Source organism: Streptomyces sp. NPDC048650, from assembly GCF_043199095.1.
GTDB lineage: Bacteria > Actinomycetota > Actinomycetes > Streptomycetales > Streptomycetaceae > Streptomyces.
The window spans coordinates 1-21,242 of sequence record NZ_JBICVM010000022.1; the positions used below are offsets into that span (position 1 = coordinate 1).

The following is a 21,242-nucleotide window of genomic DNA, read 5'->3' on the forward strand; positions in this document are numbered from 1 at the left end:
GGCAGCGACAAGGGCGTGGGACTGGGGCTGTCCATCGTGCGCTCGGTGGTGCGCGCCCACGACGGGACCATCACGGCCGAGCCGCGCGAAGGCGGCGGGCTGGAAATCACGGTGTCTCTTCCGCTGCCGCAGCGGAACGGGTGACGGATGAACGGGTGGCCCGGAGCGAGGAACCCGAGGCCGCCCGCCTCCCCGTCCGGTGAGATCAGTCGGCGTCGGGAGCCCGACCGCGTCGGAGAGCGTGCACCCCTGTCGGCAGCCCGCGGCCTGTGCTCGAGCGAGCCGTGGCCCTCGGCTTCTCAGCCCTCGCCTGCGTCGTCCGTCGGGTGGGGGAGCAGAGGGAACAGTCGGGTGATGAGCGCAACTGGTCGGGCATCCTCAGGCCGGGCCAACGGTCGATGGTCGCGATCCCGATAGGGGGCGAGCGCTCCTCGGATCACCGCTGCGATCCGGCTCATCTCCTCGGGCGTCAGATAGGCGACGGCGCTGAACGCTTCGTCGTGGCGCCACTCGGACGGTGCCTGCTCGCGTTGGTCGAGCCAGTGCTGCCAGCTCTCGTCCTCCAGACCGCGGGCGAGGTCACCGAAGTCCTGGGTGGACACATCGGATGTGGGAGCGAGCTTTCGCAGACGCCAAGGACGCGAGCGGCCTCCGCTGTGCGGGGCTTCTTCGATGTATCCGTGGCGGGCGAGCTGCCGCAGGTGGAATGAGCAGAGCCCGGAGCTGTAGCCCAGCCGGGCGGCCGCTTCGGTCGCCGTGACGGCGCCGACCTCAGAGAGCAAGTCGAGCAGGGCCGTGCGGACCTCGTGCTCGCGCAATCCCGCACCGGCCGTGGGGGACCGGCCGGCCGGGAAGTGGACGTCTTCTTCGGTTTCTTCAGTCACTTTGCAAAGTCTGCTACTTTGCAAAGAGCTACGCAACTGGTCCTGCTGCGCCGAGACTTCGGGCGCCGGCGCGGCCTCCACCAACGAGAAGGGGACACCGCGATGTCCATTCCTCACGACCCACCTCGCACCATCGACCGGCGAGTCCGTGTTCAGGGCGAGCCGGTCGACTCCTATCCGGCTCTGTCTCCGGAAGCCGACCGGGGCTCGGTGCGCCGGATCACGGCGGTGGGCGAGGAGATCCTCAACCGGCCGTGCCGGGAGGTGACCCAGTTCGGCACCAGCGAGCTGTCGGCGCTGATCGACGACATGTTCCTGACCATGCATGTGGCCGACGGTGCCGGCCTGGCTGCCAATCAGGTCGGCGTCGACCTGCGACTGTTCGTGTACGACTGTCCGGACGACCACGGAGTCCGGCATGTCGGCCACCTCGTCAACCCCGTGCTCGACCAGCCCGATGCGGGCCACCGTCGGCTCGTCGACGACTTCGAGGGTTGCCTGTCGGTACCCGGTGCTGCCATGGCGGTCCCCCGGACCGACCGTGCCGTCGTGCGGGGATTCGACAAGGACGGCAACTCCCTCGTGATCGAGGGTATGGGCTACTTCGCCCGCTGCCTGCAGCACGAGACCGATCACCTCCTCGGACACACCTATCTCGACCGACTCTCCAAACGGGACCGCCGCGACGCACTACGACAAATGGAGGACCGCTGCGAGGGCGTCCTCGCCCAACGCGAGGTCAAGTCCGCCGGCCTGGGCCGGTGAGCCGACGACAGCCGGACGGGAGTGCCGTCCCGAACGACCCGATGCCCGGCCAGGGCCCCGTCCGGAATCAACTACCTGTCAGTGCGAGCGCCGACCTGCCCCCTCAGGCCCGCTCCGGGCTGCTCCCGCGCCCGGATGCGGCCTCGCGTCCGGTGCCGCTGATGCTCTGATGGATCGTTGATACGGTCGATCCGTGGGAAAAGTACTGGTTACCGTAATCATCACTCTTCTCGTCATGTTCGGCCTGACCCATTTTCTGTGGCCTGACATGGGAGAGCCAACGCAATTGATCGCAGCCGTCATTGCCGGTGCGATCGTCGGCGGGTTGAGCCGATTCTCTGGGATGCGTCCAAGAAGCGAGTAGGAAATCTGCGAGGTGTGTCCTGGGGCACTGTTCCGGTGTGGAGCGTCACTCGCTCCGGCCGGCGGTACTCGCTCCCGGCCGGCGGACGACACCAACTCGTCCGCACCGTAGGGTCGGAACATGTCGACCGAAGACAGCCCGGGCCGCACTGCCAAGCACTGGCAGGACTGCACGGACGTGTACGACTTCCTGGATCAGATCCGTCTCAGGCCCGGCGCCTGGCTGCCCGGCGGCTCACTGCGCGATCTGCAGTCCATGCTGATCGGCTACCAGGTGGCCCTCGGCGTGCACTCCATTGATGAGTCCTGCGACTTCGGGCGCGATGGTGCATTCAGCCAGTGGCTCGGAACGCGTCTTGGCGGTAGCAGCCCACTCGGTTGGGCAGGAGACATCGAGCGCAGCACCCCCGAATGCTCGACACCCGTGGAAGAGTTCTTCCGGCTCTTGGACGCCTACCGCAGCGACCTGACGCAGGATCCGGCACCGGCCACCGCGACGACTCGGCCTCCCGGCATCGAGTACATGGACGACACCTTCGTCACCCTCTTCTGGCGCCGACGGCTCCTCACACAAGCGGTGCTTCGGCTCGAGGAGCGCGATTTCCGCGTCGTCCGCCTCGCAGCGGGCGAGTGGACCACGGAACAGGACATGCACGGCGCGGTCGCCACCGCACTGCACTTCCCCGACCACTACGGAAACAACCTGGACGCGCTCAACGACTGCCTCGGTGACGTGGCCTGCCACGGAGGCTACGACTACTCACCCGAAGGCGCTGGACGCGTCCTGTACTTCACCGACTACGACCGCTTCGCCACCGCCTGCCCCAGGGCGGCCCAGATCGTCCTGGACATCATCGCCGACCAGGCCCGCCGCGCCGCGATCCTCCGGCGTCGCTTGATCTGCCTGGTCCACAGCAATGATCCGAACGTCCGCTTCGCACCTGTCGGCGCCACGCCCGTCAGGTGGAACAGTGACGAGTGGCTCGACGCAAACCGTCGATGAGGACAGCCCACCGCACCCTCGGAGCGCAGACAGCTCACCGTGGGGCTTCTCGGGCATCCAGAGCCAGGGCAGCCAGCCGCCGGCGCGGCCCGGAACCGCCGGCGTCCCGTACCGGATCCGCAGGCGAACTCCCTGAGCGCCCGCTCTTGTCCACCCCGTCGCGAAGCTGGGCGTCACCACCTCATGTGAGCAACGAGCCTGTGTGTCGGGGAACGGCCGATGGGCGTGATCACTGGCCGGCCGTGGTCCTCTCGCATCGCTGCCCGACCACGTCGGCGAAGGCGCGGGCGAGCGGCGTGAGTGCGTCCCAGCGGCGGACCGCCCAGCCCACCGGCAGTGGTGGTAGGTCCGGGAGGGGCAGGAACCTCAGCGGGCCGCTTGACGGGCCGGCGGACCCCTGCCCCGGTAGCGCGGGCACGATGGCGTGTCCGATGCCGAGCTCTGCCAGCAGGATGGCTGTGTCCCAGTCGGCGACACCGGTGTCCGACGTGAGGTGGAGGCCCAGGCGGGCGAAGGCCGCGTCCAGGTGGGCCCTTGAGGAAGAGTTCTCCGGGAGCCGGATGTGCCGGATGCCGACGAGGTCGGCGGCCGTGAGCGGTGACCGAAGGGCGAGCGGATCGTCGGCCCGTACCGCCAGCACCCACGGCAGTTCCACGACGGGACGCTGCTCGATGCCCCGGACCGCATTGCCGAGGGTGACCCAGGCAAGGTCGACCGCACCGTCGGCGAGCGCGTCGAAACAGCTCCGGCTGGAGGTCTCCGTCCGGAACTCCAGGCTCACCCCCGGGTGACTCTCGCGGAAGGCGACGATGGCCTCGGCCATGAAGTGCCGCACCGTCGTGGCGCCCGTCGTCACCCGCACCGATCCGGCTTCGCCGCGAGCGAGTTCGCCCAACCGACGCAGGGCGAGATCCAGGCCGGCGATCCCCTCCATGGCCGCCGCCTGCAGCAGGCGCCCCTCCGCGGTGGGCACAACGCCCCGCGGCAGGCGTTCCAGCAGCTGCACCCCTGTTTGCCGTTCCAGCCGTTTTACGTGCTGACTCACCGCCGACTGGGTGCAGGACAGGTCCCGGGCGACGGCGCTCAGGCTTCCCGCCCGGCACACCGCCACGAAGATTCGCAGGTCATCGAAGGTCATCGGCATGGACGCCAAGGTAAGGCCGCCTCAACCCAAGGAATCTCTTGGGGGTTTGGAAGAAGACCCGAGGATTGACTTGCCCCTTGCGGCTCATCGATGATCGCTTCGGGCCCAGGGCGGCAACCCGTCCCACCTCTCCACTCAGTCCGGACCTGGAGGAGGGGCGGGACGGGTGCCGACCCGCGAGCTGAGGGGGCCACCGTGCCCTTGGGTGCCATGGTGCTGACGGTGCTGGTGGTGTTCGCGCTGGCCTCCAACAGAGCACTGCACGCGTGGACTCGGCGGTCGTACGGCCGTCGGCAGGGCGGACCCGGTCTCATGCAGGGACCGGGCCGGGGCCCTCTACGCAGAATGCTCTGTACCGTCTTCGACATGACGGTACAGAGCACAGTTGCAGACCCTGTGAGGTAGGCGGAAGTGCCTTTCCTCGGCTTGCGGTCACCAAGGTGATGGTTCGTCAGCAGGTGCGGCCGACGTAGTGGGCGCCCTGGATCTTGCCGGCGGAGCCCAGCCAGGACCTGCCGGGTCCGACACACCGCTCGTAGTCGGCCTGCCGGGCGACCCTGACCTTGATGACCACCCGCGAGCCGTCGGAGGTGCAGTGGTTGTAGAAGGCGTCGGAGCCGGTCTTGTAGAAGCCGCACGGGTTGGCAGCCGCGGGGCTCGCGGTGGCGGTCAGCGCGCCCAGGGACGTGAGCACAAGGGCGGTGGAACCGAGGGCTCCGGTCACCATACGACGAACACGCATAGAGGGCTCCTTGGTCAGTGGGAGCGACAGGTCTGGGGAACGCCCATGCCTGCCGTTCAGTTGGATACCGGCCCCAGGATCGTCGCTCCGACCTGCGCGGTTGATCGAATATCACGCCGTTCACCCGGGGAATCGATTCACTTGTGCGTCAAATGGATGGCCCTACCCGATTCGCAAGTCCGGTCCGACCGCCACCATGTACGTGCCTTCCTCCGGACGCCCGCGAGCGGCGTTTTCCACTCCGGCCGTGAGCTCTTCGAGGTCTTCGAGTTCCTGGAGTTCTTGGAGTTCTTGGAGTTCTTCGAGAAGTGCGACGGGAGCAAGGCGCTTCGTGAAGTGCGACCGACACCAGGTAGCCCCGTAGAAAGACAAGCCTCAGGCGGTGTTTGCGCTGCGGGGTGAGGGGCAGGCGATCTTGCGTCAGGGAAACACACCGACGCGAGGAGGAGTGCCACCATGACCGCCACCGACAAGACGACCGCGAAGACCGAGCAGCTCATAGGGGCTGCAAAGGAGGCTGCGGGCCGTGTCGTGGGCAACGAGCGTATGACCGGTACCGGTCGCTCCGAGCGTGCCAAGGGCGATCTTCGCCAGGCCGCGGAGAAGACCAAGGACGCGCTCCGCAGATAGTGGTGCGGGGAAAGCCGCCAGGGCCGTTCCCCGCACAGTCGGTAGGCCGGTGGCCGGAGACGGGTGTCTCCGGCCACCGGCCTTTATGTCGATGCCCAAGGGCGGTCCGCGAGGACGCCGCGTCAGACTTCCGTGGCGACCATCACGAGCAGCACGACCAGGAGAAGGGCGACGTAGGCGGCGGAGTGGACCCGGTCCGGGACACGGCCGGTCACGCGCCTCGCCAGGGTGATGGTGGGCAGCGATCCGATGAGCAGGGCGGCGCAGGCGGTGAGATCGACGTAGCCGAGCTGGCCTGCCCGGGCCGGTGCGGTGGGGGAGAGGGCATAGACGAGTGTCCCGGCCACGGCGACGGGGACGCTGAGGGGGTTGGCCATGGCCGTCGCCTCGGCCATGGGAAGGCCCCTGCGTCGCAGAAGCGGGACTGTCATGACGCTGCCGCCCACTCCCAGGCCGGCGGCCACAAGGCCGATTCCGATGCCGCCGAGGGTGGTCGTGCCACGGCTCAGGGGCTTCGGGCGCGTCCGGTGCGCCACGGACAGGAAGCCCTTCCGCAGCAGGCTGTCGGTGATCGTCACCACGAGGTAGGCGGCGAACAGCAGACGCAGCACCGTCCCGCCGATCAAGGTGGCTGCGAAGGATCCGGCAGCGGCGCCGATCGTGATGAACGCCGTCAGCGGCCAGACGTATGCGCGGCGCAGGCGGCCTTGACGCCACTGGGCCAGCGCCGCCGCCGTGGCATTCACGACCATGACCGCTGCCGAGGTCGCCACCGCGATGTGCATGGCGTCCGTTCCCGCACGCGCCGTGACGGTCAGGACGCCGTAGACGACGGGAACGGTGATGAAACCGCCGCCGAAACCGAAGAGCACCGTCGTGATGCCGGTCAGGCAGCCGAAGAACAAGAGGGGAGAGAACGAGGTCAGCACTGGTAAGACGCTAGGGATCACGGGCCGTGGCGGGCAATCGATGGATGGCCATCCTCCTACGCGCAGCAGACATGGCGGGTGGCCCCGCGTAGCCTCGTCGCATGCGCGATGTCCCGGTCGCGGAGGTCGACGGCCTTGATCGTGCCGTGCTGGCCATCGGCACCGACTACCCCCATGACCACCTGCTCGTCTGGCACGAGCACCGCCGTGCCCAAGTCCTGTACGCGGCCAACGGCGTCATGCAGGTCGCGACCGCGGACGGCAGCTGGACGGTTCCCACCGCCCGCGCGGTACTGATCCCACCCATGACCCGGCATCAGGTCACGATGACGGGCGTCAGCACCCGCAGCCTCTACATCGAACCTGCTGCCGTGCCGTGGTTTCCCGCCCGCTGCCAAGCCGTCGACGTCTCCGCTCTGCTGCGGGCGCTGATCCTGGAAGCCGTTGACATGGAGCCGCGTTACCCCGAGCACAGCCGCGACGCGGCGGTCGCCGCTCTCATCCTCCATGAGCTCAAGGACCTCACCCCGCTGCCCCTCGATGTGCCGTTGCCGTCCGATCCGCGGCTGCGCCTCCTGTGCGAGACGTTCTTGCAGAAGCCGGACATTCACGACCCGCCCGCACGTTGGTGCGCAGCCCTCAACATCAGCCCACGCACCCTCGCCCGCCTGTTCCGGCGCGGCACCGGCCTGAGCTTCTCGCAGTGGCGGCAACGCGCCTGCGTCCTGCACTCCCTCCAGCACCTCACCGCGGGCATGCCGGTCACCCGCATCGCGGCCGTGCTCGGCTACGAGAACCCCGCTGCCTACACGGCCGCGTTCGGCAAGCTCCTCGGCCGACCGCCAACGGCGCACCGAGGCCCCGATGCCTCCGGTGTCCGGTTCGGCGAGTGAGCCGAGCGGTGAGCGGTGAGCGGCGTGCGGCTTCGGCCTGCACCGGGTCGATGGCGGACGGCTGCGCGGTGGTCGCCGCGATCGACCCGGTGTCGGTCAGGGCGTTCTACCACCCTGTGGCATTGATGGCCTGCGTCGCCTCGTCCCACTCCGGATAGGTGCGTCCCTCGATGACGGGAAGCCCCTCGGCAGTGGTGCATTGCGTCGGCCCATGCCACGTACGGCACCACTCGCAGCTCCAGTCTTCCTGCAGAGCCTGGATCGACACCCACGCCTCGCATCGGCAGCAGCGGCGCGTCACGTCGAACCAGCCGCCCGGCATGGTGGCGATGCACCTGTCTTCTCTGCGCCGTGCCTCCGGCGGTGGGGCGTGCAGGGCGTCCCGCCGCGGACCTCGAGCCGGCGTAGGGGCGGAGAAGGTTGTCATGACGACATGGTGCAGTCCCGAGCCGGCCAGGATGCGGAGCTGGGGCCTGCAGGCCACGTTGTTCCCCTGACCGGACCTGGCGGGAGCCTGCGTGCTGGGCATCACGGTCCACGAACGACCTCATGAGCAGCCGCGCTACTCACCATGGCTGCGGCGCTACGCGGCCGGGGCCGGGCGGCCGCCCCCGGCCTTGCTGCCGCGTTCGCGTCGGCTCCTGGCCGCCGTTCTGAAGACGTACCGGCCACGCCACTGTTGCGTTGCCGTAGTCGCGCCTCCTATATTCTGAACATGTTCGCTGAACGTGTTCAGTCAACTCGTGCTGAACAAAAACGACGTACCACCACCCGCGTCACCGAGGCTGCCGCACGGCTCTTCCAGGAGCAGGGGTTCCACGGCACAACGGTGCGTCAGATCGCTGCAGAGGCAGGTGTTTCCGTAGGTGCGGTCATGGCGGCGGGGGACAAGGAGTCCCTGCTGAGCCTGGTCTACGACCAGGCCATCGCCGCCCGCATTCCTGCGCCACCCGCGGCGGAGTCCACGGCTTCCGCAGTCGACTACCTGTCCCGCTACTTCGATCCGTTCCTCGACCTGTTCACCGAGAACGAGGAACTCGCGCGCGCGTATTTTCGGACCCTGACCCGAGGCCGGCCCGAGAACGCAGCCCTCGGCGGACTGCGCACGCTCACCGAGGGCAATCTCACCGCCGCGATGGGGAACGCGGGAATGCCGGACGCCCGCGCCCGGATCGGCGCGCAAGTGATGTTCACCAGCTACCTGGGTGAATTGATGCTGCTCGCTGCGGGATCAACCGACCCCCAGCAGACGGCGACCAGGATCCGACAGACGGCCGAATTCGTCACCGCACAAGAAAGGTAGTGGCCGATGACCCTCTCCGAACTCCCCTCTCCGGTCTGGCCGATCCTGATCCTGCTCGCGATCCAGGCCGGGGACGCCGTGGTGATGGTCCGCCCGCCGAAGTCCATAGTCGACTGCCTGGAAGGCGTAGGTTTCCCGCGCGACTGGTGGTGGACGCTGATCACCGCCAAAGCGGCCTCAGCCGTGGGGATCGTCGTCGGGCTCTGGGTGCCCGGCGTCGCCATGGCGACCACTGCGGCGATCGTCGTCTACTTCCTTGCGGCCACCGCATCCCACATTCGCGCGCGAGCCCTGAGCTCCGCGTTCTGGGTGAACTGCCTGGGCATGCTGCTGCTGACCCTGGCCGTACTCGTGGTGAGCTTCGTGCGCTGGTAACTCACCAGGACGGGTGGGGGTTCCGGCCGACCGACCGGCGTCAGGTGGTGGCCACCAGCAGATCCTCTCCGCTCGACGGGCGGAGGCCGTCGGTCCGATCGGCGAAGTAGCGTTCGGCGAGCACACTTCCCGACACGTGTCGGGTGTCCTTGAAGCCGGCGTCGCGGGCCAGTGCCAGCATCTCCTGCGGGGTGTAGAAGCTGATGAACGGCGTTCCGGCTGCTTGTGCCTGTGGCCTGGTCGCCTCGAGTGCGGGGCGATCGGCGGCATCGATGAGTTCGGTCGGCAGCATGAACGTCATGGCGAGCGACGAGCCGGGGGCGAGCCCAGCGAGCCGACGCAGGGTCGCCGCGGTGGCGTCCTTGGTGAGGTACATGGTGACGCCGGTGCAGACGACGACCGCCGGCCGGCCGGGATCGAAGCCGGCCTCGGACAGCTGCTCCCACCAGTCGCCGCCCGCCTCGAAGTCGACCGGCACCAGTCGCAGCCAGTCGGGGATTCCGTAGCCGAGCTCGATCAGGCGTTGGCGTTTCCAGGCCTGGGTGCCCGGCTGGTCGATCTCGAACACCCGTAGGCGGGCGGCGATCTCCGGCCTGCGCTGGGCGAAGGTGTCAAGGCCCGCCCCCAGGACGACGTACTGGGCGACGCCGTCGCCGACGACCTGCTCGGCAACCAGGTCCTCGATGAACCGAGCACGGGCCACGATGGCCGCCCGGAACCCGCTGGTGCTGCGCGGGTCCATGTCCGGGCGGCTCCGCCACCCCTCATCAGGGGCCGCGAGCTGCAGTCCGATCTCGTCCTCGATCACGTGGGGTGGCGGGTCGACCTGCACGTGCATCGCCCGCCAGAGGGCGACCCGCACCGCGGTGCTGTCCGGCGCCTCGTGCCGCTCGTCTGTCACGATGCCCCTCTCCTCACGGTCAGTTCTCGGTCGGAGCCTGGAGGCTCCACAGGCGTCCGTCGGGGTCACGGACGGTCATCTCCTTGGTCTCGTAATGGGTGTCCTCGAACGGCGTGACCACCTCGACGACGGGATCGGGTCGGAACGTCTCCGCATCGGTCACCTTCAGCACGATCTGCGTCTGGGGCTCCCGGTCCTCGGGGACCTCGGCGATGAACACATAGGGACCGTCGCCGTTGCGGAGCTGCCCGGAGTTGTGGTCGGTGGAGAACTCCAACTCGTAGCCCAGCGCCTGGAAGAACTTCGCCGCCTTGCCCCAGTTGTGGGTCGTCAAGAACACGGCCTCGATGCCTTCGGTCGCCATATCAGGTCTCCTTCTCGGACGATTGCTGTCGCTGCCCATGGGTGTCGTCGAGGTAGGCGCGCAAGGCGTCCGCGACCAACGCCGAGAGGGACGATCCCGACTCGATGGCGTGATATTTGACCTGCTTGATCAGCCCGACCGGCAAGTACACGTTGAACTGCTTGACCTCTTCGTCACTCACACAGGCGATGCTAGCATTCTAGCAAGCTAGTGTCTTGTGTCGGGCGATGCTCACCCTGTCGATGGCGGCACGTGGACGCTTGTCGTCGGCGTGCCGCCATCGACAGACGGTGTGGCGGCGGATCGCGCTGAGCGGCATGGCGGGCCCGCGCCGCCCGGGCCGGTATCCGGACGGCGCCTCACCGCAGGGCGAACGTCTGCGGATGCGGCCCTAGTTGGCCCACGGTGGCGCCATGCTGCTGCCGTCGGCCAACTCGGCGGTCAGTCCCGCGCGGGTGGTGACCCACATCTGCGCCGGCTCGTCGGTCTGATTGGCCACCGCGAGCGCGGAGCCCGCGGGCGCCACCGCCGCATCCCCGGGGCCCAGTTCGGCGATCTCGCCGTCGATGGAGAACCGAAGCCGGCCGGACAGGACGTAGAAGGTTTCCTCGTGGCTGATCACATGGGTCGGGGGTACCGCCCCCACCGGAACCTCGCAACGCCAGGCCGCGAGATCCCGGCTGCCGGTGGCGGGGCTGACGTAGGAGACGAAGCGGGCCCCGTGGACCTCGTGGGCGATGGCTTCGTCGCTGCGGACAAAGGGCATGTCGGGCTCCCGGGAGGCGTATCTCGCCCTGTATGGACAAGACGCTTGTCTATATAGACAAGCTCCTTGTCCAGTTATGGTCAAGGCATGGATGACGCCCTGTCCCTCCCCACGCTCGTGCTCGCGCTGTCCGGACAGTTGGTCCAGGAGATTCACACCCGTGTGTCCGAACAGGGATTCGCGGACCTGCGCCCCGTGCACGGCTTCGCCTTCGTCCGTATCTCCCGGGGCGACGTGACCACCGCCGATCTGGCCGAGCACCTGGGGGTCACCAAGCAGGCCGCGGCCCAACTGGTCGATGAGCTGGTCCGCAAGGGATATGTGCTGCGCAGGCCGCACCCCCAGGACGCCCGCGCCCGGCTCCTGGAGCTGACCGAGCCCGGCTGGGCCGCGACCCGCGCCGCCGACGAGGCGGCCCGAGCGGCTGTCGCCCCGTGGCGGGAGACCCTCGGCGCCGAACGCTTCGGTGCCCTCGCCGCCGACCTCGCCCGCCTGGCACCGAACGGGCCGATCCGACCCGTCTGGTGAGCAGACCGTCGAGCCCTACCAGGGGCGCCTCGGAGGTGGGGGCGTGTCCCGAGGGGCGTGTGCGGCCCGCTCGCCGTCGCCGGGGCGCCGTGTACATACGTTGCCCGGGACAGGTCGGCACGGGAGGCTTCCCGCATGCCGAACCAAGAATCCAGCGGTGCACACGGGGTGGCTGCCCTGTTCTCCCGGGGGCGCCTGACCGCGATCCCGCGAAAGGCGGCCCGCCGCGAGCAGTTGCTCGTACATCTCGCGGAGACCTGTTCGAGCACGACCGGGAGTACAGCGAGCGCGAGGTCAACGCGGCGCTGTTGACGGTGCACGAGGACTGCTCGGCACTGCGCCGCTACCTCGTCGTGGCGGGCTTGCTGGCCCGGCCCAAGGACGGCAGCAGCTATCGGAGGGTCGGTTAGCGCGTCGTCATTCGCCGCCCCGGCCGCCCCGGCCGCCCCCGCTGGGCCGGCTCAGCGGTCCGCCGTGACCAGCCACGACGTGCTGCGCAGTCGGACCGTGCCGTCCGCTGTCTCGTGGGCGTGCAGATGGTCCGTCAGGGCGCGGCGGGCGCGGGCCCGTGCGGTCGCTTCGACCTGGTCCATCAGATGGCGGCCGGGGCCTGTACCCAGCAGGAACTCCGCCGCGTCCGCGGCTCCGCGTCCCCATGCCCCGTACGACTGCGCTTGGTTCACGGTGATGCCGGTGAATCCGGCCGCGGTGAGGACGGCGCGGATGCGGGCGGGCGCAGCCAGCGAGAACATGCCGGGCAGCCCCGGCCGCCCGTAGTCGCCCACCGGAAGGAAGTCGCGCAGCGACGCCACCGCCGTCACCCAGCCGTTGAGCGTGGCATCGGCCGGGCAGACGAACGCCAAGCGGCCGCCGGGCCGCAGCGAACGGCCGACGTTGGCGAAGGCCGCTACGGGGTCGGTGAAGAACATCACCCCGTAGCGGCTGATCGCCGCGTCGAACGCGCCCGCCTCGAAGGGGTACGCCTGCGCGTCGCCTTGGGTGAAAGAGGCGTTGGTGACCCCCTCCCGCTCCGCGCGGGACCGCGCCTCGGCCAGCATCGGGCCGGACAGGTCGAGGCCCAGCGTGCGTCCTCGCGGCGCCCTGAGTGCGGCGAGGCGCGTGGTCTGCCCGGTGCCGCAGCCGAGGTCGAGGACCCGGTGGTCCCCGGCGATCCCGGCGGCGTCGAGCAGTGGCTCGTCGAAGCCCTCGTTCACGGCATTCCAGCGGTCCTGGTGACGGGCCCAGTGAGCGCCTTCGGGGCCGTTCCATGCCTGTGCCTGCTCGGTGTTGACGACGTCCGGCACGGGAGCCTCCTGTGGTGGACGAAGGGGAATGGGCGTACGCCCAAACAGTATGGGCGCATGCCCGAACTGGCAATCCCCGCTACCATCCACCGAGTTGAAACCCTTGAGGGCGACGGAAGCAGACGGAAGCAGACGGAAGAGAGGCCCATGTCACCGCGCGGCGTGGCGACACCGGACGTACGCGAGCGGCTGTTCGCGGCCGCCGAGCGTGTCGTGGAGAAGGGCGGGCCCGGCGCACTCACCAGCCGGGCCGTCACCACCGAGGCGAGCTGCGCCAAGGGGCTGTTGCACGCGCACTTCTCGGGGCTCGACGAGTTCGTGGCCGAGCTCTGCCTCGACCGGTTCGCACGGACGGCCGCGAAGGCACAGGCACTGTCGGCACTTGCCGGGCAGGGCACGGTGGTGCGGAACCTCGACGCCGTCGCCCTCGCGTTGTTCGACTCCGGCGGCCCGGCCATATCGGGCCTCGCCATGACCCGCCCCGCCGCTGCGCTGCGCATCCGCGAGGCGCTGGAGGGCGGGGCGCCCGGCTTCACCGCGATCGAGGAGGCCATCACCAGCTATGTGAAGGCCGAACGGAGGCTCGGCCGGGTGGCGGAGACCGTTGACCCGCACACCGTGGCCATCGCCATCGTCGGTACCGCCCACCATCTCCTGATGACCAACTGGCCGGGCAGCTCTGACCCACGGCCCCCTATGACGCGCCTGGTGGCCGCGTTGGTGGACCGCTAGGCCGTTTCGTCTGGATCAGCCTGTCGCTGGTTCGGGTACGCCGTCGACTGACGCGCAGTGTGTGCGCAGCGAGCCATTACTTCTGGACCGGACGCCGGAGCGGGGCGGCCGGTGGCCGGACCACCGCGAGGTGATCGCCCCGATCACCCCAAGTGGAGTTTGGGCCAGGCTCATTGGGCGGGATCGGCCACTGTGAAGAAAAACCGGATCTTCTGGCTCACCCTGGCCGGTGCCCTGCTGGTTGCCAGCACCGTTCAAGCGACGCTCCTGATCGTCGATGCCAGCAGTGAGACCTCCATCGGCAAAGCCGCACCCCGAAAGGGGGATGTCCGCCTGCCCCCGCTGAAGAACAGCAGGATTCTGGCCGCGAACGAATGGCCGAACGCCTGCACGCTGGTGGACGAGGAGGACGTCAAGGCGATCCTTCCGGACGCCGAGGACCTCCGGCAGGAGCAATACCCGGTCCGTATGCCCTCAATCAAGGACTTCGCCGCGGATTCCTCGTGGAAGGAGAGCAACAGATCCGATTCCGGGCAAGGCGCGACGTGCAGTCCGGAAGCCGGAAGCCAGTAGTCGCTCAGCCGCGGGATGCGCGTCGGATGCGTCGTGGATCGGGAGCCGACACACACTGTCGGCTCCCGCTTCCCTCTGCCAGGAGGTCTACCGGAGCATCCAGCGTTGGGAGTTCCCCCGGGCGACATCGGGGTGGATGCCGCGCGAAGTTGTGGCTGAGGCGGGTGTGCGGCAGCCGGAGTGCCGAGGTGATGAGAGCCTCGCGGCGTGGCGCCCCCGGGTGGTCTACGGCGCTTGCGGCGTATCGGCCGCGGTGTCCCCGTCCGTCGCGCGGCCGAGAGTGCGATCGCAGACGTTCAGGAGGAGGTAGAGCGCCCCCGCGCCGAGCATGATCCAGGCGAGGTGATGCATGCCGCCGGTGTCCGCGCGCTGCCCGAAGGAGGCGGCCGTTGTGGAGGAGGCGACCATCGAGCCGACGTAGGCGAAGGTGCGCAGCAGGCCGGCCGAGGAGGCGGTGCGCTCGGGATCGGCCTGGAAGTAGACGGAGTTCTGCAGGGCCAGGTTGTTCAGTCCCTGCGGGACGCCGAAGATCAGGGCGACGAGGATCAGCATCCACACGGGGCTCTCCCCACCGAGCGTCAGCATCACCACGCAGGCGACGATCTGCCCGAGCGCGCCGACGAGCAGTTTGCCGCGCACGCCCTTGCGCCGGCCGGAGACGATCGAGACACCGATGGCCACCAGGAACATGGGGATCTGCACCAGCCCGGCGTGGAAGGGCGAGAGCCCGAAGCCCTCTTCCGTCCACTGGGTGAACCCGTAGAGGAAGGAGTACGCGACCACGTAGGCGATCAACGCGCGCCCGTAGGTGACCAGCAGCGGTGTGTTGCCGCCCAGCACCCGCAGGTCGATGAACGGGGTGGGGGCCCGCAGCTCCCGCGCGGCGAACGCGGCGCTCGCGGCGGCGGCGATCACCAGGAGATACCAGTCGCGCAGGTGCAGGTTCATCAGGAACAGCAGCAGCGAGACGAGCATGACGGCGAACAGCGCCATGCCGGGCAGGTCGAGCTGGGCTGCGAGGCGCCCGCGCTGCGGCGACTCTCCTGTGCCGGCTTCTTTGGGCAACCGGAGCGCCCCCAGCAGTACGGCCACCACGGCCAGCGGTACGTTCAGCGCGAAGGTGGCGCGCCAGCCGCCCAGACCGATCAGCAGTCCGCCCAGTAGCGGGCCGAGCACGGCGATGGTCTGGTTGGCAACGGCCAGGGCGGTCAGGACCCCGCCGGGACTGTCCTGCCCGGTGCGCTTGGCCTCGCTGCGCAGCAGCGCCATCGCGGCCGGATACCCGGCGCAGGTGCCGAACCCGAGCAGGACCCGCGAGGCGATCAGCACCCCCAGGTTCGGCGCCAGGGTGCCGACGACCCCGGCGACCCCGACGAGGCTCGTGCTGACGAGGAAGAGCCTGCGGGGCCCGAAGACGTCGATGAGCCGACCCACGACAGGCTGCCCGAGAGCGGTGGCCAGGTAGAGGGCCGAGACCAGCCACGCGGTCTGTGAGGGCGGCACGCCCAACGCGTCGCCGATGGGTACGAGCGTGACGGCGATGATCGTCGAGTTGATCGGGTTCAGGACCGAGCCCAACATCATCGGCGGCAGCAGCCGCCGGTCGAAGCCCGCCGTCGCCGTCCTGCCTCGCCCCTTCGTTATCCGATCAGTCATGGGTGAGGCGCTCCAGTACTGCCATGGCGGCGATCACGGCCCGCCGTTCCTCTTCCGTGCACTTCTGCTGCAACTCACCGGCAAGCCATTCCTGCCGGGCCTGCCGTCCCTCCTCCACCCGCCGGTGCCCCTCCGCGGTCAGCGCGATCAGCAGACGGCGCCCGTCATCGGGGTCGGGCCGCCGGTCCACCAGCCTCAGGGCGGTCAGCGACGCGACCGTCGCGGTCATCGACTGGTGGCGCACTCCCTCGGCCGAGGCGAGCTCACTGGCCGTGACGCCTTGCTTGCCGGACAGGCGCGCCAGCACGGACGCCTGACCGAGAGTGATGTCCTCGGCTTCGGCGGCGTTCAGGATGCGGCGCCGCAGGCGGCTGATGACCGTACGGACCTCTCGCGAAGCCTGAACCGCTGAGGGCGACAGGCGCGGGCTCTCATTCATGCACTCCATCCTAGAACCCACAGGTGAAACTGTACAGTTTTATCTGTACAAGTTGATCTGCTTGACGAGCCTCACTCTGCCGGGCCGTTCGATGGAGGGAGCCGGCCGGCCGCGAGCGTCCGCAGGGTACGGATGGAGGCCACGCTTCCCCGCCGGTTGCGCACATGCCGTTGATCGGTTCCTTCGATCCCGGCCCGCCAGTGGTCTCGCGGTTTCGGCGTGTTGACATGGTGTGACGCGCATGACGTGTGCCGGGCAAGGTATGGGCCGTTCAGCGGCGGGTGTTGTTCAGTGGGGGAGGGTCTTGGCTTGCGGTTCTGCGTTCCGCCACCCTTGCCGAAAGAGGCGCCCCACTGCGTGGTCGAGCATGGCTCGGCCCTCCCCGGGATGCCACCAGAATGACCAGTTGACGTCGATCGTCATCTCGATGAACTCGTCGCACTTGGCCCCGTCGGGGTGGACAGTGCCGAAGGTCTTGTTCACCCTCAGCAGGAACGGATACCAGACACTGGTCTCCGGCACGGTCACCCAGATGCGGCCGTTCCTGCGTTCAAGAGGGACCGGAACGCGGCGCGCTCTGTCGTCGTGGTCATCGATGCGCAGTTCGCCGTTCTCGATATGCCGGTCGGGTTGGGGCAGCCGGGCCCAGGTGTGTCGTATCCGCATCTCGCCCCACGCCGGCCGCTTTCCTTCGGGCGCCTCACACGGGTCGTCGAGCATTCGGTCGACAGCGGTGAGCATCGACTGCTCGTCCAGCGTGGCTGTCTCCATGACCTGTGGGTCCACATACATCGAGCGGGCGTCGGGCGGCGACTGCGGAGTCTTCAGGAACCAGTTCCATCGCGGTGGACTGTCGTCGGCCGGCCAGTCGTACGCGTCCACCCAGTTTCTGGTCATGTCGAGCGTCACAGGCATGATGAGCCCCTCGCACAGCGCGGCCAGCGCTCGGACGGCACGGTGAGCGGTCCTTCGCTCCAGGTCGATCGGATCCCGGTCGCGCACGGAACCCCACTGAAGTCCGCACTCCAGCACGATCGTCTCGCTGTCATTGAAGATGTAGTGCTCGGTCGGCTCTGCCGGCTCGGACAGCCTCGTGTCCCGCATGGACGTCGATTATGTACGGCAGTGGCATGACGGCTCTCTCCTTGCCCTCCAGGCCGGCCGTCGGAGGCGCCATTGCGGCCGGCCTGACGCTGTCGGTCTCTGAGGGGCAGGTGATCACGACCAGGTAGGTTCTGCCCATGGTTGATGACTGGCGGACGGATCGGATCGGGAGTGCTCTGCGAGGTGAAAACCCGGCTGTGCTGCGGCACTTGAACGCGGGGTTCGCAGTGATCGGCGATGTGCAGTTCCTGCCGGGCTACTCGGTGCTCCTGGTGGACGATCCCGAAGTGGAGAGGCTGTCGGACTTGCCCAGGGACAAACGGCTGGCCTTCCTGTCCGACATGGACCGACTCGGAGAAGCCGTCGAGCGAGCGTCCCGTCGCATGGATGCGGCTTTCCGGCGCGTCAATCTGGAGATCCTGGGCAACACCGACGGGTTCCTGCATGCGCACATCTGGCCACGGTTCGAGTGGGAGCCGGCCGACTTGGTGGGTATGCCGGTGTGGCTCTATCCCAGCGACAGGTGGGTCGACGAGCGGTTCGCACTCGGTCCACAGCACGACCCGCTGCGCAAGGCGATCGGGGACGAACTGGACGGACTGCGCCCGACGAACTGACGGCGGTCCCCTCACCCGCATGTCAGGCCTATAGGCGATGAGCGAAGCGGAGTCCGCGAAGGATGCGTGGAACACTAACCATATGATCCAGAACTGGGAAGACCTCCTCGGCTCCACGGACAGGCTGCGCGAGTACTACTCGAAAGTCCCGCCACTTTCCCAAGTCACCCTGAGATCAGTTCATATCAGCCGGTACGGGCCCACCATAATTCTTCGAATGGATCTTCCGGAATTCCCGGACAGTCCACTCCCTGAGTGGGTGGAGCAGGGATGTGACCGCCTCCAGTGCCACGTACGATTCCTGGCTGCGGAAGATTTCTCGATGCGGCGGTGGGAACCGCCGGTAGTGGCGGATGTGAAACTGGAACCTCTGGAAAAACGCCGCATCGAAGTGGAGGTCCTGAGCAGTCGAACCAGCCTGTCCTTCACGAGTAGCGACTTTCTTACGGTGGGCAGGATCAGCGCCTTCCGGGCTCGCGCTGACGGGCCTGATCGAGGGCAACACCACTATGCAGGGAAAATGGACAGGCTCAAGTACGACTCCGTTCCCGGTGCCGAAGCGGAGGCATACTATGGACAATTCTGAAGAGCAGTGGACCGGGCTGCTGGAAAACCCCGAGTTCGCCCATCGATTCTTTGAATCTGCGCCCCTCTTGAGTTATTGCGATCTGCCCTCCATTCAGATCGACGAGCGGGGCAGGGAGCTCTCGCTCCGGGTCGTCCTCCAGCGCCTACCGGACAAGCCGCTCCTGGAATGGGTGGAGAAGAAGTTCAACACCTTCGGCTTCTTCCTGACATTCGCCAACCTGCAGGAACTCGATATCGAGGGCTGGCTGTACACGCCCACGCAAAACGTTGAGATCGAGCTCACTCGCGAATCGCTCATTCGTGTAGCGGTCCGTGGCGAAGGCATGAGCGTGCGTTTCACCGCCGGAGCAGTCAAGATGACAGGCGGTACGGCATACCGGGCTTCGTCGATCCCCTAGCTCGGCGGCGGACTCCTGCACCACCACGCCGCCTGGCGCGTGAAGGACGCCGTTTACCTCAACGCCCGGGGCGTCTCGTTCGCCGTCCTGACCTCGGGCCCGTGGGACGAGGTGGCTCCTCATGCGGACGGACCGGCAGGACGGACCGACACCCCGACTGCAGCAGGAGTTCCGCAGGATTCGCGCAGGGGCCGCGCGCCTTCATGCCGTCGCGGTGAAGGCATCGACTCCGGTGAGTTCGGCTGACAATTTCCACAGCCGCGCTGCCCGCTCCCGATCAGTGGCCCAGACACTCACACCGCTTCCCAGAACGGTGTCCTCTGCCGCAGGCTCGGCGATGTCGCAGTCTTCGCAGTACACACCGCCCATCCCCGTCAGCTGCGGCGAGGTCGCCGCCCATACCTGCGTCGCGGCCCCCTGCTCGGGTGTCTTCCCACCGCTGTTCGTCGCACTGGCGCCGATGGTCGCTGTCAGCTCCGCCAACTCCTCCTGCGAACCGTGCTCAAAGTGCACATCATCCCAGCGGATGTCCGAGAGCTCGTGCCCGTTGGAGCACCGAAACCACGCGCGCACCCCCGCGCGCAATCGCCGGCCACAGCCGGTTCACCAGCGCGTAGTGCCCGAGGTGATTGGTGGCGAACTGCGCCTCCCAGCCAGGGCCGACTCGCGTTTCCGGGCCGGCCATGAACCCGGCATTGTTGATCACGATGTCGATGCCGCGACCCGAGGAGAGAAAACGCTCGGCGAAGGACCGCACACTTTGGTCCCGCCCCGGACGGCCGCCGGACGGCTCGGCTCGGCCCGGCCCGGCCCGGCCGATGCTGCTTCGGCCGATGCCTTTGGTGCGGCGCAGAGTGCCGGTCCAGGGCGGGGGTGACGGCGGCCGGGGTGTTCGATCGGTGAGTTGCCGCACGGTGCGGGGCCGGCACTGGACCACAGATCACAGCGGGCGCCGGCCGGTACGTAGCGGCTCCATCCGAGGTCTCGGGTACGGGTGGTCGTCCTGGCCGACGACGTCACTCGGCGGAGACAAGCTTGGCCAGGTGGTCCAGCGAGTGGGTGAGATGCTCAGGGCCGAACGGCGGGAACCGGATGTACTCCCGGATGGACTGCGGCACCGCCGACCAGTCGTAGGTGAGCGTGACCTCGGTCTCGGACGGACCGAGCGGCGCAACGTCGTAACGCCAGAACCAGCCGCCGAACTCCAGGGTGCCGTCACCCCTCTCCTGCCCCGTCAGCCAGCCAATGGCGCGCGGCGGATCGAGCGCCTGGACCTTGTTGGCCACCTCGTAATCACCGTTCGGATGGTTGGAGTGATACATACCCATCCGGAAAACCTGCCCCACCTCGGTCAGCGGCGCCCGGTCGACAGCTTCCTGAACCCAGCCGGTGCCATCGATCGCAGCGTGGGTCGTCGGGTCCGCCAGCACCGCGAACACCCTCTCGGCGGGCACGGCGACGGTCAGGGCGGCGCTCACATACTCCTGGTCCACGGTGTGCACACTCCTTGTCGTCTCATCTCAGGCCTCCCGCAGGCGCGGAAGGGGGATGTTCCCCAACATGCAGACGACGCGGCGAGGCGGAACTCATCGGTCGTGCGGGCGGAACCCGCACCCGTGCCACCGGCGGGGCGGGTTTGTCAGGGGCAGGTTTGTCAGGGGCAGCTTTCGAGAGCCGGGGAGGCGGTCTCACCCGTATGCATCGTGCGGCACGCCACCGCGACCGGACCGTGACCGGCTATGCCCACCCGACCTACCCGCTTCTGAAGAAACGGCCTAGTCGAGGTGCAGCAGGAGGAGCAGGCCGCCCACGAACATGAGCGGGAGCCCGAAGGCACGGATGACACCGGGCCTTGCGAAGGGCACCGGTACGTACGGCGTCTCAAGGCGCCCGTTCCTCCACAGCATTTCGCGGTGCCTCTCCGCCGCCTTCTTCTGCGTCCGCTCACATCTGCGCCCAATGAATCCCCCCGCGTCGAACAGCACGCCGACGCCCACCGCTATGTACAACACCGCAAAACCCATACCCATACCCATAGGGCGAGCTTATGAGGTGCTGCTGAGCAGGGCGTCCTGGCCCCCTTCGTCATCGGAAGGCCCGATTGCCGGAAGTTCGGCCATATACCGAATTGACGGCCGCGGGATCCGGTGGCCAGGCAGTCGTGCAGCGGATCCGGGAGATCGGCGACGGGTACAAGGGGCCGTGTCGAGGAGGCTCACCCGTTCGGTCCCTGCGGGTCAC

At 68.2% G+C, this 21,242-nt stretch carries 28 protein-coding genes and 3 pseudogenes; 16 read left to right on the top strand and 15 right to left on the bottom strand.

Features of this window, described 5'->3' with window-relative positions; all coding sequences use genetic code 11:
• On the top strand, positions 1-144 hold a 144-nt coding region (locus tag ACGFML_RS36000; protein WP_393549983.1), incomplete at its 5' end, for an ATP-binding protein.
• 155 nt (positions 145-299) lie between these two features.
• Here ACGFML_RS36000 and ACGFML_RS36005 read toward each other — a convergent pair.
• Positions 300-884 carry a winged helix-turn-helix domain-containing protein gene (locus ACGFML_RS36005; RefSeq protein WP_393549894.1) on the bottom strand — a complete coding sequence of 195 codons (585 nt, stop codon included), beginning with the start codon at positions 882-884 and terminating at the stop codon, positions 300-302.
• Between the two features lie 102 nt (positions 885-986).
• On the opposite strand from ACGFML_RS36005, the gene def reads away from it, so the two are divergent.
• The 3 genes from def (at position 987) to ACGFML_RS36020 (ending at position 3,015) form a co-directional block, all read left to right on the top strand.
• On the top strand, positions 987-1,649 hold the full coding sequence (gene def / locus ACGFML_RS36010) for a peptide deformylase (protein ID WP_393549895.1): 663 nt from the start codon (positions 987-989) through the stop codon (positions 1,647-1,649).
• Between the two features lie 193 nt (positions 1,650-1,842).
• Entirely contained in the window at positions 1,843-2,013 is a 171-nt protein-coding gene (locus ACGFML_RS36015; protein ID WP_393549896.1) for a hypothetical protein, read from the top strand.
• A gap of 120 nt (positions 2,014-2,133) precedes the next feature.
• Positions 2,134-3,015: a barstar family protein gene (locus ACGFML_RS36020; protein WP_393549897.1), complete on the top strand. Its 882-nt coding sequence runs from the start codon at positions 2,134-2,136 to the stop codon at positions 3,013-3,015.
• Positions 3,016-3,244: 229 nt separating this feature from the next.
• On the opposite strand, the gene ACGFML_RS36025 is transcribed toward ACGFML_RS36020, so the two are convergent.
• Both ACGFML_RS36025 and ACGFML_RS36030 read right to left on the bottom strand, forming a co-directional pair.
• Positions 3,245-4,153, bottom strand: a complete 909-nt coding sequence (locus tag ACGFML_RS36025; protein WP_393549985.1) for a LysR family transcriptional regulator — start codon at positions 4,151-4,153, stop codon at positions 3,245-3,247.
• 457 nt (positions 4,154-4,610) lie between these two features.
• Complete coding sequence (locus ACGFML_RS36030) at positions 4,611-4,901, bottom strand: DUF6355 family natural product biosynthesis protein (protein WP_393549898.1); 291 nt, start codon at positions 4,899-4,901, stop codon at positions 4,611-4,613.
• 456 nt (positions 4,902-5,357) lie between these two features.
• On the opposite strand from ACGFML_RS36030, the gene ACGFML_RS36035 reads away from it, so the two are divergent.
• Complete coding sequence (locus tag ACGFML_RS36035; protein WP_393549899.1) at positions 5,358-5,531, top strand: CsbD family protein; 174 nt, start codon at positions 5,358-5,360, stop codon at positions 5,529-5,531.
• Between the two features lie 122 nt (positions 5,532-5,653).
• On the opposite strand, the gene ACGFML_RS36040 is transcribed toward ACGFML_RS36035, so the two are convergent.
• Positions 5,654-6,460 carry a sulfite exporter TauE/SafE family protein gene (locus ACGFML_RS36040; protein ID WP_393549900.1) on the bottom strand — a complete coding sequence of 269 codons (807 nt, stop codon included), beginning with the start codon at positions 6,458-6,460 and terminating at the stop codon, positions 5,654-5,656.
• Between the two features lie 101 nt (positions 6,461-6,561).
• On the opposite strand from ACGFML_RS36040, the gene ACGFML_RS36045 reads away from it, so the two are divergent.
• The 3 genes from ACGFML_RS36045 to ACGFML_RS36055 all read left to right on the top strand — a co-directional run bounded on the left by ACGFML_RS36045 (position 6,562) and on the right by ACGFML_RS36055 (position 9,031).
• Positions 6,562-7,353 (top strand): AraC family transcriptional regulator, encoded by a 792-nt coding sequence (locus ACGFML_RS36045; RefSeq protein WP_393549901.1) that lies wholly within the window; start codon positions 6,562-6,564, stop codon positions 7,351-7,353.
• Positions 7,354-8,068: 715 nt separating this feature from the next.
• Positions 8,069-8,656 carry a TetR/AcrR family transcriptional regulator gene (locus ACGFML_RS36050; protein ID WP_393549902.1) on the top strand — a complete coding sequence of 196 codons (588 nt, stop codon included), beginning with the start codon at positions 8,069-8,071 and terminating at the stop codon, positions 8,654-8,656.
• A gap of 6 nt (positions 8,657-8,662) precedes the next feature.
• Positions 8,663-9,031, top strand: a complete 369-nt coding sequence (locus ACGFML_RS36055) for a DoxX family protein (protein ID WP_393549903.1) — start codon at positions 8,663-8,665, stop codon at positions 9,029-9,031.
• Positions 9,032-9,071: 40 nt separating this feature from the next.
• Here ACGFML_RS36055 and ACGFML_RS36060 read toward each other — a convergent pair whose 3' ends face one another.
• From ACGFML_RS36060 to ACGFML_RS36075, 4 genes are all read right to left on the bottom strand, one after another.
• On the bottom strand, positions 9,072-9,932 hold the full coding sequence (locus ACGFML_RS36060; RefSeq protein ID WP_393549904.1) for a class I SAM-dependent methyltransferase: 861 nt from the start codon (positions 9,930-9,932) through the stop codon (positions 9,072-9,074).
• Positions 9,933-9,951: 19 nt separating this feature from the next.
• Positions 9,952-10,296 (bottom strand): VOC family protein, encoded by a 345-nt coding sequence (locus ACGFML_RS36065; RefSeq protein WP_393549905.1) that lies wholly within the window; start codon positions 10,294-10,296, stop codon positions 9,952-9,954.
• 1 nt (position 10,297) lies between these two features.
• Positions 10,298-10,477 (bottom strand): CopG family transcriptional regulator, encoded by a 180-nt coding sequence (locus ACGFML_RS36070; protein WP_393549906.1) that lies wholly within the window; start codon positions 10,475-10,477, stop codon positions 10,298-10,300.
• A gap of 210 nt (positions 10,478-10,687) precedes the next feature.
• The gene (locus ACGFML_RS36075) at positions 10,688-11,062 is read right to left on the bottom strand and encodes a cupin domain-containing protein (protein WP_393549907.1); all 375 of its coding nucleotides are present in this window, start codon (positions 11,060-11,062) and stop codon (positions 10,688-10,690) included.
• Positions 11,063-11,149: 87 nt separating this feature from the next.
• Between ACGFML_RS36075 and ACGFML_RS36080 the strand changes: the two genes are divergently transcribed.
• Together ACGFML_RS36080 and ACGFML_RS36085 are read left to right on the top strand one after the other, a co-directional pair.
• Positions 11,150-11,590, top strand: a complete 441-nt coding sequence (locus tag ACGFML_RS36080; protein ID WP_393549908.1) for a MarR family winged helix-turn-helix transcriptional regulator — start codon at positions 11,150-11,152, stop codon at positions 11,588-11,590.
• A 135-nt stretch (positions 11,591-11,725) separates the two neighbouring features.
• Positions 11,726-12,000, top strand: a pseudogene (locus tag ACGFML_RS36085) (DUF2087 domain-containing protein).
• Between the two features lie 51 nt (positions 12,001-12,051).
• Here the strand turns inward: ACGFML_RS36085 and ACGFML_RS36090 are convergent.
• Positions 12,052-12,894, bottom strand: coding sequence for a class I SAM-dependent methyltransferase (locus ACGFML_RS36090; RefSeq protein ID WP_393549909.1), 843 nt, complete (start codon positions 12,892-12,894; stop codon positions 12,052-12,054).
• A gap of 147 nt (positions 12,895-13,041) precedes the next feature.
• Between ACGFML_RS36090 and ACGFML_RS36095 the strand changes: the two genes are divergently transcribed.
• Together ACGFML_RS36095 and ACGFML_RS36100 are read left to right on the top strand one after the other, a co-directional pair.
• Positions 13,042-13,626 carry a TetR/AcrR family transcriptional regulator gene (locus tag ACGFML_RS36095; protein WP_393549910.1) on the top strand — a complete coding sequence of 195 codons (585 nt, stop codon included), beginning with the start codon at positions 13,042-13,044 and terminating at the stop codon, positions 13,624-13,626.
• 192 nt (positions 13,627-13,818) lie between these two features.
• Positions 13,819-14,199 (top strand): hypothetical protein, encoded by a 381-nt coding sequence (locus ACGFML_RS36100; protein WP_393549911.1) that lies wholly within the window; start codon positions 13,819-13,821, stop codon positions 14,197-14,199.
• A 225-nt stretch (positions 14,200-14,424) separates the two neighbouring features.
• Here ACGFML_RS36100 and ACGFML_RS36105 read toward each other — a convergent pair whose 3' ends face one another.
• The 3 genes from ACGFML_RS36105 to ACGFML_RS36115 form a co-directional block, all read right to left on the bottom strand.
• Positions 14,425-15,855 (bottom strand): MFS transporter, encoded by a 1,431-nt coding sequence (locus tag ACGFML_RS36105; protein WP_393549912.1) that lies wholly within the window; start codon positions 15,853-15,855, stop codon positions 14,425-14,427.
• Positions 15,848-16,294 carry a MarR family winged helix-turn-helix transcriptional regulator gene (locus ACGFML_RS36110; RefSeq protein WP_393549913.1) on the bottom strand — a complete coding sequence of 149 codons (447 nt, stop codon included), beginning with the start codon at positions 16,292-16,294 and terminating at the stop codon, positions 15,848-15,850. The genes ACGFML_RS36105 and ACGFML_RS36110 overlap by 8 nt, the downstream gene beginning before the upstream one ends.
• Positions 16,295-16,582: 288 nt before the next feature.
• Complete coding sequence (locus ACGFML_RS36115; protein ID WP_393549914.1) at positions 16,583-17,398, bottom strand: hypothetical protein; 816 nt, start codon at positions 17,396-17,398, stop codon at positions 16,583-16,585.
• A gap of 137 nt (positions 17,399-17,535) precedes the next feature.
• On the opposite strand from ACGFML_RS36115, the gene ACGFML_RS36120 reads away from it, so the two are divergent.
• The 4 genes and pseudogenes from ACGFML_RS36120 to ACGFML_RS36135 form a co-directional block, all read left to right on the top strand.
• A complete protein-coding gene (locus ACGFML_RS36120; protein ID WP_393549915.1) occupies positions 17,536-18,015 on the top strand; it encodes a diadenosine tetraphosphate hydrolase in 480 nt (159 codons plus the stop codon).
• 82 nt (positions 18,016-18,097) lie between these two features.
• Positions 18,098-18,601, top strand: coding sequence for an Imm50 family immunity protein (locus tag ACGFML_RS36125; RefSeq protein WP_393549916.1), 504 nt, complete (start codon positions 18,098-18,100; stop codon positions 18,599-18,601).
• Positions 18,588-19,001, top strand: a complete 414-nt coding sequence (locus ACGFML_RS36130) for an Imm50 family immunity protein (RefSeq protein ID WP_393549917.1) — start codon at positions 18,588-18,590, stop codon at positions 18,999-19,001. Before ACGFML_RS36125 ends, ACGFML_RS36130 begins: the two co-directional genes overlap by 14 nt.
• A gap of 10 nt (positions 19,002-19,011) precedes the next feature.
• A pseudogene (locus ACGFML_RS36135) lies at positions 19,012-19,130 on the top strand (DUF899 domain-containing protein); the annotation flags it as partial.
• Positions 19,131-19,202: 72 nt separating this feature from the next.
• Here ACGFML_RS36135 and ACGFML_RS36140 read toward each other — a convergent pair.
• From ACGFML_RS36140 to ACGFML_RS36150, 3 genes and pseudogenes are all read right to left on the bottom strand, one after another.
• Positions 19,203-19,764 (bottom strand): annotated as a pseudogene (locus tag ACGFML_RS36140) (oxidoreductase); the annotation flags it as partial.
• 253 nt (positions 19,765-20,017) lie between these two features.
• Positions 20,018-20,494 (bottom strand): polyketide cyclase, encoded by a 477-nt coding sequence (locus ACGFML_RS36145; protein WP_393549918.1) that lies wholly within the window; start codon positions 20,492-20,494, stop codon positions 20,018-20,020.
• 282 nt (positions 20,495-20,776) lie between these two features.
• A complete protein-coding gene (locus tag ACGFML_RS36150) occupies positions 20,777-21,037 on the bottom strand; it encodes a hypothetical protein (protein WP_393549919.1) in 261 nt (86 codons plus the stop codon).
• Between the last annotated feature and the right edge of the window lie 205 nt (positions 21,038-21,242).

Bases quoted from the DNA above. Each gene is read 5' to 3' on its own strand.
- ACGFML_RS36150 (WP_393549919.1), bottom strand. From the start codon at position 21,037: ATGGGTATGGGTATGGGTTTTGCGGTGTTGTACATAGCGGTGGGCGTC.
- ACGFML_RS36055 (WP_393549903.1), top strand. From the start codon at position 8,663: ATGACCCTCTCCGAACTCCCCTCTCCGGTCTGGCCGATCCTGATCCTG.
- ACGFML_RS36120 (WP_393549915.1), top strand. From the start codon at position 17,536: ATGGTTGATGACTGGCGGACGGATCGGATCGGGAGTGCTCTGCGAGGT.
- ACGFML_RS36075 (WP_393549907.1), bottom strand. From the start codon at position 11,062: ATGCCCTTTGTCCGCAGCGACGAAGCCATCGCCCACGAGGTCCACGGG.
- ACGFML_RS36065 (WP_393549905.1), bottom strand. From the start codon at position 10,296: ATGGCGACCGAAGGCATCGAGGCCGTGTTCTTGACGACCCACAACTGG.
- ACGFML_RS36130 (WP_393549917.1), top strand. From the start codon at position 18,588: ATGGACAATTCTGAAGAGCAGTGGACCGGGCTGCTGGAAAACCCCGAG.
- ACGFML_RS36095 (WP_393549910.1), top strand. From the start codon at position 13,042: ATGTCACCGCGCGGCGTGGCGACACCGGACGTACGCGAGCGGCTGTTC.
- ACGFML_RS36025 (WP_393549985.1), bottom strand. From the start codon at position 4,153: ATGACCTTCGATGACCTGCGAATCTTCGTGGCGGTGTGCCGGGCGGGA.
- ACGFML_RS36115 (WP_393549914.1), bottom strand. From the start codon at position 17,398: ATGCGGGACACGAGGCTGTCCGAGCCGGCAGAGCCGACCGAGCACTAC.
- ACGFML_RS36050 (WP_393549902.1), top strand. From the start codon at position 8,069: ATGTTCGCTGAACGTGTTCAGTCAACTCGTGCTGAACAAAAACGACGT.
- ACGFML_RS36125 (WP_393549916.1), top strand. From the start codon at position 18,098: ATGATCCAGAACTGGGAAGACCTCCTCGGCTCCACGGACAGGCTGCGC.
- def (WP_393549895.1), top strand. From the start codon at position 987: ATGTCCATTCCTCACGACCCACCTCGCACCATCGACCGGCGAGTCCGT.
- ACGFML_RS36035 (WP_393549899.1), top strand. From the start codon at position 5,358: ATGACCGCCACCGACAAGACGACCGCGAAGACCGAGCAGCTCATAGGG.
- ACGFML_RS36030 (WP_393549898.1), bottom strand. From the start codon at position 4,901: ATGCGTGTTCGTCGTATGGTGACCGGAGCCCTCGGTTCCACCGCCCTT.
- ACGFML_RS36110 (WP_393549913.1), bottom strand. From the start codon at position 16,294: ATGAATGAGAGCCCGCGCCTGTCGCCCTCAGCGGTTCAGGCTTCGCGA.
- ACGFML_RS36020 (WP_393549897.1), top strand. From the start codon at position 2,134: ATGTCGACCGAAGACAGCCCGGGCCGCACTGCCAAGCACTGGCAGGAC.
- ACGFML_RS36105 (WP_393549912.1), bottom strand. From the start codon at position 15,855: ATGACTGATCGGATAACGAAGGGGCGAGGCAGGACGGCGACGGCGGGC.
- ACGFML_RS36080 (WP_393549908.1), top strand. From the start codon at position 11,150: ATGGATGACGCCCTGTCCCTCCCCACGCTCGTGCTCGCGCTGTCCGGA.
- ACGFML_RS36045 (WP_393549901.1), top strand. From the start codon at position 6,562: ATGCGCGATGTCCCGGTCGCGGAGGTCGACGGCCTTGATCGTGCCGTG.